At 65.6% G+C, this 13,706-nt stretch carries 12 protein-coding genes and 1 pseudogene; 10 read left to right on the forward strand and 3 right to left on the reverse strand.

The features are described 5' to 3' along the window. The first annotated feature begins 255 nt into the window (after positions 1 to 255). Positions 256 to 1,083: pseudogene (locus EPO41_RS10000) on the forward strand (tripartite tricarboxylate transporter substrate binding protein). Between the two features lie 55 nt (positions 1,084 to 1,138). Here EPO41_RS10000 and EPO41_RS10005 read toward each other — a convergent pair. Beyond that, positions 1,139 to 2,365, reverse strand: a complete 1,227-nt coding sequence (locus EPO41_RS10005; protein WP_296324054.1) for an ABC transporter substrate-binding protein — start codon at positions 2,363 to 2,365, stop codon at positions 1,139 to 1,141. Between the two features lie 122 nt (positions 2,366 to 2,487). Here EPO41_RS10005 and EPO41_RS10010 point away from each other — a divergent pair, with 122 nt between their 5' ends. The 7 genes from EPO41_RS10010 (at position 2,488) to EPO41_RS10040 (ending at position 9,827) form a co-directional block, all read left to right on the forward strand. After that, positions 2,488 to 3,246: an ABC transporter ATP-binding protein gene (locus EPO41_RS10010; protein WP_296324056.1), complete on the forward strand. Its 759-nt coding sequence runs from the start codon at positions 2,488 to 2,490 to the stop codon at positions 3,244 to 3,246. After that, complete coding sequence (locus EPO41_RS10015; protein WP_363246961.1) at positions 3,239 to 3,943, forward strand: ABC transporter ATP-binding protein; 705 nt, start codon at positions 3,239 to 3,241, stop codon at positions 3,941 to 3,943. Before EPO41_RS10010 ends, EPO41_RS10015 begins: the two co-directional genes overlap by 8 nt. A 7-nt stretch (positions 3,944 to 3,950) precedes the next feature. Beyond that, positions 3,951 to 4,832, forward strand: a complete 882-nt coding sequence (locus EPO41_RS10020) for a branched-chain amino acid ABC transporter permease (protein WP_296324061.1) — start codon at positions 3,951 to 3,953, stop codon at positions 4,830 to 4,832. After that, entirely contained in the window at positions 4,829 to 5,758 is a 930-nt protein-coding gene (locus EPO41_RS10025) for a branched-chain amino acid ABC transporter permease (protein WP_296324064.1), read from the forward strand. The genes EPO41_RS10020 and EPO41_RS10025 overlap by 4 nt, the downstream gene beginning before the upstream one ends. A 111-nt stretch (positions 5,759 to 5,869) precedes the next feature. Then, positions 5,870 to 6,862, forward strand: coding sequence for an ionic transporter y4hA (locus EPO41_RS10030; protein WP_296324424.1), 993 nt, complete (start codon positions 5,870 to 5,872; stop codon positions 6,860 to 6,862). Positions 6,863 to 6,953: 91 nt separating this feature from the next. Continuing rightward, positions 6,954 to 7,688, forward strand: a complete 735-nt coding sequence (locus EPO41_RS10035) for an RraA family protein (RefSeq protein ID WP_296324067.1) — start codon at positions 6,954 to 6,956, stop codon at positions 7,686 to 7,688. Positions 7,689 to 7,700: 12 nt separating this feature from the next. Continuing rightward, positions 7,701 to 9,827, forward strand: a complete 2,127-nt coding sequence (locus EPO41_RS10040; protein ID WP_296324070.1) for an adenylate/guanylate cyclase domain-containing protein — start codon at positions 7,701 to 7,703, stop codon at positions 9,825 to 9,827. Between the two features lie 18 nt (positions 9,828 to 9,845). Here the strand turns inward: EPO41_RS10040 and EPO41_RS10045 are convergent, their stop codons facing one another. Next, positions 9,846 to 10,475 carry a MarC family protein gene (locus tag EPO41_RS10045; protein WP_296324072.1) on the reverse strand — a complete coding sequence of 210 codons (630 nt, stop codon included), beginning with the start codon at positions 10,473 to 10,475 and terminating at the stop codon, positions 9,846 to 9,848. A gap of 320 nt (positions 10,476 to 10,795) precedes the next feature. Here EPO41_RS10045 and EPO41_RS10050 point away from each other — a divergent pair, with 320 nt between their 5' ends. Both EPO41_RS10050 and EPO41_RS10055 read left to right on the forward strand, forming a co-directional pair. Then, positions 10,796 to 11,581 carry an SDR family NAD(P)-dependent oxidoreductase gene (locus tag EPO41_RS10050; protein WP_296324075.1) on the forward strand — a complete coding sequence of 262 codons (786 nt, stop codon included), beginning with the start codon at positions 10,796 to 10,798 and terminating at the stop codon, positions 11,579 to 11,581. 25 nt (positions 11,582 to 11,606) lie between these two features. Next, complete coding sequence (locus EPO41_RS10055) at positions 11,607 to 12,839, forward strand: acetyl-CoA C-acetyltransferase (protein ID WP_296324078.1); 1,233 nt, start codon at positions 11,607 to 11,609, stop codon at positions 12,837 to 12,839. Positions 12,840 to 13,094: 255 nt separating this feature from the next. Here EPO41_RS10055 and EPO41_RS10060 read toward each other — a convergent pair whose 3' ends face one another. Beyond that, on the reverse strand, positions 13,095 to 13,574 hold the full coding sequence (locus EPO41_RS10060) for a MarR family transcriptional regulator (RefSeq protein ID WP_296324080.1): 480 nt from the start codon (positions 13,572 to 13,574) through the stop codon (positions 13,095 to 13,097). Positions 13,575 to 13,706: the final 132 nt, after the last annotated feature.

Raw genomic sequence — 13,706 nt, forward strand, 5'->3', positions numbered from 1 at the left:
ACGCTTCTCCCCTGCTCCCCTCGCGCATCAGATGTGATGCGACGTGGCTCGTCAAGGAATGGGGGGCCTTCCATACTTCCCGCCAAGAAAACGGGAGTGAAACGAATGATCGGGACAGGCAAAACCAGCCGGCGTGCCGTGCTGGCTGGCGCAGCAGGCCTTATCGCGACCAGGACGGCCCGGGCGCAGAACTTTCCTTCATCGCGCGTCTCTCTGGTGGTGCCGTTCCCGCCCGGTGCTTCGACCGACACCACGATGCGCGTGATCGCGGACAAGCTGTCTCAGATGTGGGGACAGCCGGTGCTGGTCGATAACAAGGGCGGCGGCAATGGCATCATCGCCGCGGAGGCCGTCAAGAACGCCAAGCCCGACGGCTATACGCTGCTCGCCACCTCGTCGATGACACACGCCGGCAACCCGGTTCTCTACGACAAGCTGCCCTACGATCCGATCGCCGACTTCGAGCCGATCACGCGCATGAGCCTGGTGCCGATGGCGGTGCTCGTCACCAAGAAGCTGGGCGTGTAGACGCTCGCCGAGCTGACGGCCCGGCTGAAGGCCGAGCCCGGCAAGCACAATTTCGGTTCGGGTGCGATCTCCGCACGGGTGGCCGGCGAACTCTATCGCATGCAGGCCGGCGTCGACGCCGTCTCCGTTTCCTACAAGAACAACCAGCAGGCCGCGCCCGACCTGAACAACGGCATCATCACCTTCATGATCTGCGATACCGGCAGCGCCAAGATGATCCTGGCATCGGGCTGGGCCGACGCGCTCGCGGTCACGCAGGCCGAACCCTATTCGGCGCTGCCCGGCGTGCCGAGCGCGCCGCAGGCCGGCATGCCGGGGCTGATCTTCACCACCTGGTCGGCCTTCTATGCGCCCAAGGGCACGCCGCGCGACATCATCGTCAAGCTGAACAAGGACATCATCGCCGCGGGCACTTCGCCGGAGATCCTGGCCAAGCTCGAGAACATGGGCGGCGCGCCGAGCTTCACCACGCCCGAGGGGCTGATGGAGTTCACCAGGAGCGAGATCGAGGCGTGGCGCAAGGTGGTGAAGTCGGCGAATATCAAGATCGAGTGACAAAGAAAAAGGGGCGCCTCGCGGCGCCCCTTTCGCTTCTACGATCCGCTGAGGATCAGTTCTTCACGAACGGGCACTTGCCGTCCTTCATCGGACGATAGGCCTCGTTGCCGGGAACCGTGGCGACCAGCTTGTAGATGTCGTCCTTGCTCTTGGACTCGGCCGGCGTCTTGACCTGGAAGAGGTACATGTCGCGCTCCAGGCGGCCGTCCTCGCGCAGCTTGCCGTTCTTGGTCATGACGTCGTTGACGGGAATCTCCCGCATCTTCGCCATCACCGCCTTGGGCTCGTCGGTGCCGGCCGCCTGAACGGCCTTGAGATAGTGCAGGGTCGAGCTGTAGACGCCGACCGTCAGCATGCTGGGGATCTTGTCCTTCTTGGCGCGGAAGCGCTTGGTCCAGGCCCGGGTTTCGTCGTTGAGATCCCAGTAGAAGGCCTCCGTGAGGACGAGGCCCTGCGCCACCGGCAGGGTCAGCGCCGCCACGTCGGTCGAGAAGACCAGCAGGCCGGCGAGGCGCTGGCCGGCCTTGGTGATGCCGAACTCGCCCGCCTGCTTGATCGAGTTGATCGTGTCCTGGCCGGCATTGGCGAGGCCGATGACCTTGGCCTTCGAGGCCTGGGCCTGCAGAAGGAAGGACGAGAAGTCCTGCGTGCTGAGTGGATGCTTCACGCCGCCAACCACCTTGCCGCCGGCGGCCGTCACGACCGCGGTCACGTCACGCTCAAGCGCATGGCCGAACGCATAGTCGGCGGTGAGGAAGTACCAGGAGTCGCCGCCGTCCTTCACGACGGCGCCACCGGTCACCTTCGCCAGCGCATAGGTGTCGTAAACCCAATGCGCGCCGGTCGGCGAGCAGGCGGGGCCGGTCAGGTCGGCCGACGCCGCGCCGGTGTTGATGTCGATCATGCCCTTTTCCTGGGCGATCTTGCGGACGGCCAGCGCCACAGAGGACGTGCCGATCCCGGTGATCATCTTCACGCCATCGACATCGTACCACTTGCGCGCGATCGCCGCGCCGACGTCAGGCTTGGTCTGGTGGTCGGCCTGCAGGATCTCGATCGGACGGCCGAGGACCTTCCCTCCGAAATCGTCGATCGCCATCTGCATGGCTTCGACTTCGCCTTGGGTGAGATCGCCATAGACGCCGGAGAAGCCTTCCATGACGCCGATCTTCAGCGGCTGGGGCGCCTGGGCCTGGGCGTAGGCGGCAACACCGACGACGGCAAGACCGGCGACGGCGGCCGCCGCTCCGGCACGCCGGATGCTGGTTGTAAGCTTCACGATTTTAATCCTCCCAATGTTTCCCCGTTTCTAGTGGTCGAAATCTAGCCGCGGGCCGGGCGCGACGCCAGTGCTGGACAGCGACGCAAAGCTTCGATTAATTCGCGAGACAGGGAGAGCCGATGGCCAACGAAGAAATAATTCTCGAGGCGACCGGGCTGACGAAGGAGTTCAAGGGCTTCATCGCGGTCAAGAACGTCAATCTGCGTGTGAAGCGCCACACAATTCACGCGCTGATCGGGCCAAATGGCGCCGGCAAGACGACGTGCTTCAACCTCTTGACGCACTTCCTGTCGCCGACGGCGGGCCAGATTCACTTCAAGGGACGCAACATCACCGGCAGCTCGCCGGCCGCGATCGCCCGCATGGGCCTCGCCCGGTCCTTCCAGATCTCTGCGGTATTTCCCCATCTCAGTGTGCGTGAAAACGTCCGCGTCGCGCTGCAGCGCAAGCTCGGCATCTCCTTCCAGTTCTGGCGCTCCGAAAGCGTGCTTGGCAGCCTGGACGCGCGGGCGATGGAACTGGTGGCCGCCGTGGGACTTGCCGAATTCGCCGAGGCGCAGGCCGTCGATCTTCCCTACGGCCGCAAGCGGGCTCTGGAGATCGCCACGACGCTCGCGCTCGAGCCCGAGATGATGCTGCTCGACGAGCCGATGGCCGGCCTTGGCCAGGAAGACATCAAGCGCATCGCCGCCCTGATCCGCACCGTTTCCAAGGATCGCACCGTCCTGATGGTCGAGCACAACATGTCCGTCGTCGCCGACCTCTCGGACACCATCACCGTGCTGGCGCGTGGCGAGGTGCTGGCCGAGGGTCCCTACGCCACGGTCTCCAAACATCCCGCCGTCGTCGAGGCTTATGTCGGAACCGGTCATGGCTGAGACATTGCTCAAGGTTGCCGGCCTGCAGGCCTGGTACGGCGAATCCCACATCCTGCACGGCGTCGATTTCGAGATCCGCCGCGGCGAGCTCGTGACCTTGCTGGGCCGCAACGGCGCCGGCAAGACGACGACCCTGCGGTCGATCATGGGCATTCTCGGCAAGCGCACCGGCTCGATCGCCTTCGACGGGAAGGAGACGATCGGCCTGCCGTCGGATCTCATTGCACGCCTGGGCATCGCCTATTGCCCCGAGGAGCGCGGCATCTTCTCGAGCCTGAACGTCGACGAGAATCTGCGCCTGCCGCCGGTCGTCAAGCCGGGCGGCTTGAGCATCGAGGAGATCTACAAGCTCTTTCCCAACCTTCTGGAACGGCGGACCAGCCAGGGCACGAAACTGTCGGGCGGCGAACAGCAGATGCTGGCCATCGGCCGCATCCTGCGCACCGGCGCCAACCTGCTGCTGCTGGACGAGCCGACGGAAGGTCTGGCGCCGGTCATCGTCCAGCGCATCGGCGAGATCATCCGCCAGCTCAAGAGCCGGGGATTCACCATCCTGCTGGTCGAGCAGAACTTCCATTTCGCGGCCACGGTCGCGGACCGCCACTATGTGATGGAGGACGGTCGCGTGATCGACACGGTCGCCTCGAGCGACGTCCAGCAGAGCATCGGCAAGCTGCAATCCTATCTGGGGGTATGAGGCCGCCATGTTCGAACTCCTAGGCATTGCTCCCCAGGCGCTGTTCGGCCAGCTGCTGCTCGGCCTGATCAACGGCGCCTTCTACGCCATGTTGAGCCTCGGCCTCGCCGTCATCTTCGGCATGCTGAACGTCATCAACTTCACGCACGGCGCCCAGTACATGATGGGCGCCTTCGCGGCCTGGCTGCTTCTCGGCCTCCTCGACGTGCCGTTCTGGGCATCCCTCGTCATCGCGCCGATCATCGTCGGCCTGTTCGGCATCGTGATCGAGAAGCTGCTGCTGAAACGCATCTACCATCTCGACCATCTGTACGGCTTCCTGCTGACGTTCGGCCTCGCGCTGGTGATCGAGGGGCTATTCCAGTGGAAGTGGGGATCCTCCGGCGCCCCGTATCCCAATCCCATCCCGGGCGGCACCAATCTCGGCTTCATGTTCCTGCCGACCTATCGCGGCTTCGTCGTGGTGGCGGCGCTCGTGATCTGCCTCGCCACCTGGTACGGCATCGAGCGCACCAAGCTCGGTGCCTACCTGCGGGCGGCCACCGAGAACCCGACCCTGGTCCGCGCCTTCGGCATCAACGTGCCGCGGCTGATCACACTCACCTACGGACTGGGGGTGGCGCTCGCCGCCCTCGCCGGAGTGCTGGCGGCGCCGATCCAGCAGGTTTCGGCGCTGATGGGTGTCAATCTCGTGTTGGTCGTCTTCGCGGTCGTGGTGATCGGCGGCATGGGTTCGATCATGGGCTCTATCGTGACCGGCTTCGGCCTCGGCCTGATCGAGGGTCTGACCAAGGTGTTCTATCCGCCGGCGTCGAACACAGTGATCTTCGTTGTCATGGCGCTCGTCCTGCTGATCAAGCCGGCCGGCCTGTTCGGGCAGACCAAATGAACGCGCAACGCCTCCTCATCGCCGTCCTGGCCGTCCTGGCGCTGGCCGCGCCCTGGTTCGCCTATCCCGTGTTCCTGATGACGGCGCTGTGCTTCGCGCTGTTCGCCTGCGCCTTCAACCTGCTGCTGGGCTATGTCGGGCTGATGAGCTTCGGCCATGCCATGTTCTTCGGCACGGCCGGCTATTTCTTCGGCCATGTCGTGAAGGCCTGGGACCTGCCGCCCGAACTCGGCCTGCTGGCCGGCGTCGGCGGCGCGGCCCTGGTCGGTCTGGTGACGGGCGCGCTGGCGATCCGCCGCCAGGGCATTTACTTCGCCATGATCACGCTGGCCTTCGCGCAGATGATCTACTTCTTCTGCGTCCAGGCGCCCTTCACGCACGGCGAGGACGGGCTGCAGGGCATCCCGCGCAAGGCACTTCTGGGCGGGCTCATCCCGACCAAGGACGACCGCGTCCTCTATTACGTCGTGCTGGCCATCTTCGTGTTCGGCTACTGTGCCATCTACCGGATCATCCATTCGCCGTTCGGCCAGGTGCTGAAGGCCATTCGCGACAACGAACAGCGCGCGCAGTCGCTGGGCTACGAGGCCGATCGATACAAGCTCCTGGCCTTCGTGCTGTCGGCGGCGCTGGCGGGTCTCGCCGGCTCGACCAAGGCCATGGTGCTGCAGTTCGCCACCCTGACCGACGTGAGTGCGGCCATGTCGGGCGAGGTCGTGCTGATGGCGCTGGTCGGCGGCCTGGGCACGATCGTCGGTCCGGTGGTCGGCGCCTTCATCATCATCACGATGCAGAACTACCTCGCCGCGACCGGCGAGTTCGTGCTGGTGATCCAGGGCGCGATCTTCGTGGTCATCGTGCTCGCCTTCCGCAAGGGTGTCGTCGGCGAGCTTGCGGAGTGGTGGAAGCGGCGACAGGCACGCTGATTGATGGCGGGCGCGCGCAAGCACCTCCATTGGCGGCTGGTGCCCGCGGCCGGCCTCGCCGTCGCCCTGGTCATCTCCTTCTTCATTGGCCGCGGATCGCTGCCACCGGCGATGGCAACCGCGCTGCCGGTCGTCGAGCTGGCGGTGCTGATGGCCACGGTCTTCTCCTCGGTCCATCACGCCGACGTCATCGCCCACCGGCTGGGCGAACCCTACGGCACGCTGGTGCTGACCGTGGCGGTGACCGTGATCGAGGTCGCGTTGATCCTCTCGATCATGCTGGCGGGCGAGGGCAACGCCGGCCTCGCGCGCGAAACGGTATTCTCGGTCATCATGGTCGTCTGCAACGGCATGGTCGGCCTCTGTCTCGTCGTGGGCGGCTTGCGCTACGGCGAGCAGGGCTTCCGCCTGCCCGGTGCCAACGCCTATCTCGTGGTGCTGATGCCGCTGGCCACGCTCACCCTGATCCTGCCCACCTACACGACAAGCGCGCCGGGTCCGCTCTACTCCCCGATCCAGCTGGCGTTCGTGAGCTTCGTCACCCTCGTGCTCTACGGTGTCTTCCTCTACGTCCAGACGATCCGCCATCGCGACTACTTCCTCTCCGATTCGGGTGAGGACCATGGCGATGGGGGGGCCGACCCGACGTCACGGGAGTTCTGGGAGAGTGTCGGCCAGCTCCTGGTCGCGCTAGTTGCCGTGGTGCTTCTGGCAAAAGGCTTTGCCGGGTCCGTCGAGGCCGTCGTGACGGCCGTCGGTGCTCCGCTCGATGCGGTCGGTCTGCTGGTCGCGCTGCTGGTGCTGCTACCCGAGACCCTGGCGGCGCTGCGGGCGGCGCGGCGCAACGAACTGCAGAAGAGCCTGAACCTGGCGCTCGGATCCTCGCTGGCCACGATCGGCCTCACCATCCCGGCGGTCAGCATGCTGGCCATGGCGCTCAAGCAGCCGCTCGAACTGGGCATCGACAGGCACGACGTCGTGCTGCTGGTTCTCACCTTCGGGGTCAGCCTCGTGACCTTCGGCGGCGGACGGACCAACATCCTGCCGGGCTTCGTCCACCTGGTCCTGTTCGCGACCTTCGTCTTCCTGATTTTCGTGCCGTGAGCCCGCGGGAGAGACGCGAGCGGGGAGGGGCCTTGCCGGCCGGCTCCTTTCGCGCGAAGAACGACGCCGTACCCAGGGGGAAACGACCGACATGACCGAGCTTTCCGAAGACCAGCTGTTCGCCGAGCTGCGAAAGATCGACACGCCGACCATCACCAACGTGGTCGCGACCTACCCGAAGAATCCCCTTTGCCTCGGCCTCTACAATCCCTGGACCGAGAACTGGTACACCGACACGTCGATCCGCTGCATGTACCCCGAGATGGGGGCCATCATCGGCTATGCCGTGACCTGCGTGTACGGCCTGCCAGATCCGAACTTCGCCGGCCGGCTCACCTTCATGGACGTGGTCGACGCGCTCGACGCCATGAAGAAGCCGAGCATCCTGGTCATCCAGCAGAAGTGGCCGCCCGAGCTGATGAACAAGGCGGGCCTCGCTGGCGAGATGATGACGACCTCGATGCAGGCGGTCGGGTGCGTCGGCCTGTTGTCCAACGGCCCGTCGCGCGACGTCGACGCGATCCGGCGCATGAAGTTCCAGATGCTGCTGGGCGGCGTCACGGCCGGTCACGGCGAGATGGCGGTGCAGTCGGTCAACGCTCCCGTGTCGGTCGGCGGCATGGATGTGGCGCCGGGCGAGCTGATCCACATGGACGAGAATGGCGCGGTGAAGTTTCCCGCCCAGCATGCCCGCGCGGTGCTGAAGAACGCCCAGGCGATGCTGGCCGACGAGGCCGACAAGCTCGAGAAGATGCGCAAGGCCAAGTCCGCGGCCGAGATCCGTGCGATCAATTCCGGTGGCACCTACGGCGCCAAGAAGGGGTAGAGGCTCCCTCCGATGACGGAGATCGTTGCCGAGTCACGGCCCGTACGCTGGGGACTCGCGGCCAAGCTGTTTGCGATCCTGCTGCTGCTGGGCGCCGTGGCGGTCATGATCACCGGCGTCCTGGGATACATCCGCGCCCGCGAGGCGCTGGAGCGCGCGATCTTCGCCCAGCTCACCGCGGCGCGCGAGACCAAGGCCCATCAGGTCGAGTCCTACTTCCGCACCGTGCGCAACGAGGTCCGCCTGCTCGCGGCCTCGAAGATGGTCGTCGACGCCACGCGCGGCTTCCGCGAGGCCGTCGACGAACTCGACGGCAAGGAAGTGCCTGCGGATGTGAAGCAGGCCGTCCACGCATGGTACGACACCCAGTACATGCCGATGGTGCGCAAGCTGCTCGGCAAGGACGTAGGCGCGGACGAATTCATGCCGATGACGGCCGCGCCGTATTTCCTGCAGGACCTCTATATCGTCAGGAATCCCCATCCGGAGGGGCGACGCGACCTGCTCGACAATGCGGGCGATGGCAGCGCCTACAGCAAGGTCCATGCAATCTACCATCCGCTGATGCGGACGGCGGGGGCGACCTTGGGGTTCCAGGATTTCATGATCGTCGACCCCCGAAGCGGGCGAATGATCTACACCGTCGACAAGGACCCGGATTTCGCCACGTCGTTGCGGGCCGGCCCTTATCGCCATTCCAATCTGGCGGCGGCGGCGGCCCGGTGTGCCATTTCGCCCGATCCGTCGGCCACATGCCTCGAGGATTTTTCAGCCTACCTGCCGGCAGGCGGCGTGCCCTCGGCCTTCATGGCGGCGCCGGTCATCGAACAGGGTGTCGTGACCGGCGTGCTGGTCGCCGAACTGGCGATCGAGGAGATCGACGCGATCGTCACCGGCGGCCGGCGCTGGCGCAACGAAGGCTTCGGCGCCACCGGTGAGGCCTATCTGGTCGGGCCCGATTTCCTGGTGCGTTCGAGCGGCCGCAACTACTTTGAAAATCCCAACCTCTATTTCTCGGAGCTCAAGGCCGGCGGTGGCTCTGAAGAGGAAATGGCTGCGATCAGGAGATTTGGTTCGCCCATCCTCCACCAGCGTGCCGACACGCCCGCGACGCGGGCTGCGATCGGCGGCGTCGAAGGCGTTGGCGAAGTCGTCGGCTATCGCGGCGTTCCGACTCTGGCTTCTTGGGGGCCGATTCGAATCCCCGGCGTGAAGTGGGGCATCGTTGCCAAGATCGACGCTGCCGAGGCATTTGCACCGGTCTACCGTCTGGAGCGCGATCTCCTGATCGTGGGGGCGATCGCCTTCCTCGTGGTGATCGTGACCGGCGCCTGGCTGTCGCGCTCGCTGCTCGGCCCGTTGCGCGAACTCACTGCCGGCGTGCGCCGCTTCGCGGCCGGCGATCACGATGCGCACGTGGCGGTGCGGACGCGCGACGAGATCGGCCAGCTCTGCCTCGCCTTCAACGGCATGATCGACGACATCAACCAGAAGAACCGCGTCATCGAAACGAAGAATCGGGAGAACGAGGAACTTCTGCTCAACGTGCTGCCGGCGCCGATCGCCAATCGCCTGCGCGGCGGCGAGCAGGGGATCGCCGACGGCTTTGCGGAAGTCACGGTCGCCTTCGCCGACCTCGTGGGATTCACGGCGCTGTCGTCGGAGATGCCGCCGGCCGATGTCGTCACCCTGTTGAACGGCCTTTTCACGCGCTTCGATGTCGCCGCGAGCGAACTCGGCATCGAGAAGATCAAGACGGTGGGCGACGCCTATATGGCGGTGTGCGGCCTGCCCGTCCCGGTCCCCAACCATGCCGAACGTATGGTGCGCATGGCCATCCGCATGGTGCACATCACGCGCGAGCACGCGATGGAGCACGGCGTATCGATGAAGCTGAGGGTCGGCATCAACAGCGGGCCGGTGGTCGCGGGCGTGATCGGCAAGAGCAAGTACATCTATGACCTGTGGGGCGACACGGTGAACCTGGCGAGCCGCATGGAGTCCGGCGGCATTCCCGATTCGGTGCAGGTCACGCGCCCGGTCTACGAGAAGCTCAAGGACCAGTTCGTCTTCGAGGCGCGCGGCGAGATCGAGGTCAAGGGCAAGGGCAACGTCGAGGCCTGGGTGTTGCGGCTTTGAGTTGGCACCTTCGATGCCTCAGCGGAGGCCGAAGCTCAGCTTGATGGCGACGACAAGGCCGGTCACGGCGATGCTCGACAGGATGAGGCCGAATACCCGGGTCACGATCTCGATGCCCGACTTCCCGAGAACGCGGAACAGGGTTCCCGCGAGGGCGTAGGCGACGAAGAGCAGGCAGAGGCAGAGCGCCAGGATCGCCGTTGTCGTCACCTGTTCGCCGATCGAGCGCACGTTGTTGTCCGTCAGCAGCACCACGGTGAGGATCGCGCCTGCGCCGGCGATACCGGGAATGGCCAGGGGAAAGATCGCCCGCTGGAGCGGCGTCGCATCGGCCGGCATGGTCATCGCCTCTTCGGCGACCTTGCCCAGCGCCATCTTGAGGCCGAACAGCAGCAGGATGAGCGACCCTGCGAGCTGGAACGAGGCCATGGGGATGTGGAGCGCCGACAGGAGCGGCCGCCCCAGCACGATGAAGAACAGCAGGATCAGGAACGCGACGCCCAGAGCATAGGCCGCGACCAGCAGCGACTGCCGCCGGTCGAGGCCGGCCGTGACCATGAGGAAGAGGGGTACCGTGGCGAACGGATCGAGGATCACGAACAGGGTGACGAACTCGTAGAAGAAGTCGTGGAGAAATACCGGGCCCAAGCGAGACTTCCCTGACTGTTGGTTCCTCTCGGGAGAGTGCCGGACCTGCCCGCCGGCGTAAACAGATCGTCCCGTCGCCCAATGGCTCATCCGGCTAGCCCCGGTTTGCCTTCCCTCTTGGGGGTGTCCAGTCGAGGCGTGTTTCGAGATCTGCCGCTCGTATCTGGCCAATAGGTGCTGGCCGGTTGGCCTCTGTCGCTTTCGAATGGCGGCTCCATGTTTCGTGCGGCGGATGCGCGCCTCTGGCCAAGCGCGGCCACGATGCTCTAACAATTCTGTCGAACCACTCAAGCCATCATATCCCGGGGGAATCATCGCTCATGCAACTCGACAAGACAGTGGCCGCGGTCGTCACGGGCGGCGCGTCCGGCCTCGGCGCCGCCACCTCGCGCATGCTGGCCTCGCACGGCGTGAAGGTCGCGATCTTCGACCTCAACGAGGAACAGGGCGAGACGCTCGCCAGGGAAATCGGCGGCGTCTTCTGCAAGGTCAACGTGACGTCGACCGAAGAGGTCGAGGCCGGGTTCGCGAAGGCGCGGGCGGCCAACGGGCAGGAGCGCATCCTGGTGAACTGCGCCGGCGTCGGCGGCGGCGCCCAGAAGACCGCGTCGCTCGACCGGACGACCGGGGCTCCCAAGGAATATCCGCTGGAGAATTTCGAGCGCATCATCAACGTCAATCTCATCGGCACGTTTCGCTGCATCACCAAGTCGGCGGCGGGCATGCTGACGCTTGCACCGCAGGCCGACGGGGATCGCGGCGTGATCCTCAACACCGCATCGGTCGCGGCCGAGGACGGCCAGATCGGCCAGGTCGCCTATACCGCCTCGAAGGCCGGCGTCGTCGGCATCACGCTCGTCGTGGCGCGCGACCTCTCCAATGACGGAATTCGCTGCAACACGATCCTGCCCGGCATCTTCGACACGCCGCTGCTCGCGCGGGCGCCGGACAACGTCAAGGCGGCGCTGGCCGCCTCGGTCCCGTTCCCCAAGCGCCTGGGACGCCCCGAGGAATACGCGCAGGTCGCCCATACGATGATCACCTGCGGCTACTTCAATGGCGAAGACGTCCGAATTGACGGCGCCATCCGCATGGCGCCACGCTGAGCCGGGACCGGGAAAGGACCAAGCAATGACCGAAGCATGGATCATCGATGCCTGCCGCACGCCCCGCGGCGTCGGCAAGGCGGGCAAGGGCGCGTTGTGGGAGGTTCATCCGCAACAGCTCGGTGCGACCGTTCTCAAGGCGATCGCCGAACGCAGCAAGATCGACACGAAGGAAGTCGGCGACGTGATCTGGGGGACGGCCGCCCAGGTCTCGAAGCAGAGCGGCGATCTCGGTCGCATGTCCGCCCTTGATGCCGGCTATGACGTGAAGGCGAGCGGGATCACGATCGACCGTTTCTGCGGGTCGGGCATCAGCGCCGTGAGCCTCGCCGCCGCCTGCATCAAGTCGGGCATGGAAGACCTGGTGGTCGCCGGCGGCACCGAGATGATGTCGATGGACCGCAGCCGCGGCAGCGGCCCGCCGGTCATGGACAATGGCAATCTGCGCCTGCGCCTGCATCACCCCCAGACGCACCAGGGCATCTGCGCCGACGCTATCGCCACGCTGGAGAAGATCCCGCGCCAGGCGCTGGACGAGGCCGGCTACATCAGCCAGCAGCGCGCGGCCATCGCCATCGCCGAGGGCCGCTTCGCCAAGTCCCTGATCCCCGTCTACAAGGAAGACGGCACGCTCGCCCTGGATCGCGAGGAATATCCGCGGCCGCAGACGACTCGCGAGGGACTGGCGAACCTCAAGGCCGCCTTCACGGCGATGGCCGACATCCCGCTCGACGACAAGGGCATGACCTATCGCTCGCTGATCCTGCAGGCCTATCCCGGCCTCGAGATCGAGCATGTCCATCATGCCGGCAATTCCTCCGGCGTCGTCGACGGCTCGGCCGCCGTGCTGCTCGCGTCGCCCGACTACGCGAAAGCCCACGGCCTCAAGCCGCGCGCCCGCGTCGTGGCCATGGCGAACATGGGCGACAGCCCCGAGCTGATGCTCAACGCGCCGGTGCCGGCGGCCCGCAAGGTCCTGGAGAAGGCCGGTCTCACGAAGAACGACATCGACCTCTGGGAGATCAACGAGGCCTTCGCCGTCGTCTCGGAGAAGTTCGTGCGCGACCTCGATCTCGATCGCGACAAGGTCAACGTCAACGGCGGCTCGATCGCGCTCGGCCACCCGATCGGAGCGACCGGTGCCATCCTGATCGGCACCGTCCTCGACGAGCTCGAGAGGCAGGACAAGCAGTTCGGTCTCGTCACGATGTGCGCCGCCGGCGGCATGGCGCCGGCGATCATCATCGAGCGGATCTGAGAAGACCCAAGGGAGAAGTCCCTCGACGATCCAGAGGGCGACGGGACATTTCCCCGTCGCCGTCGACTCCGCCCGGGCCAGGGCTGCTTGCCATCGGAAAGTGCCTGGATCGTGATCGGCAACGGCCAGCCAGGCCGGGTGTCCGGAGAGTGTCCGCGGGCCTTGTGCGCGAATTGCGGACCCGGCGAGATTCGAACTCACGACCTCTGCTTTCGGCAGCGCGATTCAGACCGTGCGAGGCGAAAGCCTGACGCTCTATCGGCCGGACAAGTCCCAGCCGCCGATACTGGCGTAGATCGCATCGCGCAGGTGTCGGACGTGCGTGTTGAGCGCAGCCAACTCTGCTGCGCTCTCCCCGGAGACCGACAGGAGTGCATCGCCGAGACACCCGGCGCGGGCGCGCAACGTCCGGCCCGGTTGGGTGAGTTCCACCAGGACCTGCCGCTCGTTCTCGGGGTTGCGCGTCCGGCGCACCAGCCCGGCCTCTTCGAGCCGTTTCAGCAGCGGCGTCAGTGTGCTCGACTCGAGCCCGAGCTGTTCGGCGATGATGCCGACGGTCCGGCGGTCCTCGGCCCAGAGGACGTTGAGCACGAGGTACTGGGGATAGGTCAGTCCCAGACCGTCCAGCAGCGGCCTGTAGGCGCGCTGGATCGCCATGTTCGCCGAATAGATGGAGTAACAGAGCTGATCCTCGAGAGGGACCGGCGTGCCGGATTCGCTCTTCGCCTTCTTCACCTTCGCCTCCTGCCCCCGATGAAACCGTCGGCCGGATTGTAGCGGAAAAACGATATCGCGATAATTGTTTTCGTTGAAGTGGTCTGCCGTCGACACCATCTTTGTATTATCGCGATAATAAATATTGCGATA

It is taken from the genome of Reyranella sp. (assembly GCF_004297265.1).
Taxonomy (GTDB): domain Bacteria; phylum Pseudomonadota; class Alphaproteobacteria; order Reyranellales; family Reyranellaceae; genus Reyranella.

What these genes read in the sequence shown, in the direction of transcription:
- EPO41_RS10010 (WP_296324056.1), top strand. Translation starts at nt 2,488, where the DNA reads ATGGCCAACGAAGAAATAATTCTCGAGGCGACCGGGCTGACGAAGGAG.
- EPO41_RS10015 (WP_363246961.1), top strand. Translation starts at nt 3,239, where the DNA reads ATGGCTGAGACATTGCTCAAGGTTGCCGGCCTGCAGGCCTGGTACGGC.
- EPO41_RS10020 (WP_296324061.1), top strand. Translation starts at nt 3,951, where the DNA reads ATGTTCGAACTCCTAGGCATTGCTCCCCAGGCGCTGTTCGGCCAGCTG.
- EPO41_RS10025 (WP_296324064.1), top strand. Translation starts at nt 4,829, where the DNA reads ATGAACGCGCAACGCCTCCTCATCGCCGTCCTGGCCGTCCTGGCGCTG.
- EPO41_RS10030 (WP_296324424.1), top strand. Translation starts at nt 5,870, where the DNA reads ATGGCAACCGCGCTGCCGGTCGTCGAGCTGGCGGTGCTGATGGCCACG.
- EPO41_RS10035 (WP_296324067.1), top strand. Translation starts at nt 6,954, where the DNA reads ATGACCGAGCTTTCCGAAGACCAGCTGTTCGCCGAGCTGCGAAAGATC.
- EPO41_RS10040 (WP_296324070.1), top strand. Translation starts at nt 7,701, where the DNA reads ATGACGGAGATCGTTGCCGAGTCACGGCCCGTACGCTGGGGACTCGCG.
- EPO41_RS10050 (WP_296324075.1), top strand. Translation starts at nt 10,796, where the DNA reads ATGCAACTCGACAAGACAGTGGCCGCGGTCGTCACGGGCGGCGCGTCC.
- EPO41_RS10055 (WP_296324078.1), top strand. Translation starts at nt 11,607, where the DNA reads ATGACCGAAGCATGGATCATCGATGCCTGCCGCACGCCCCGCGGCGTC.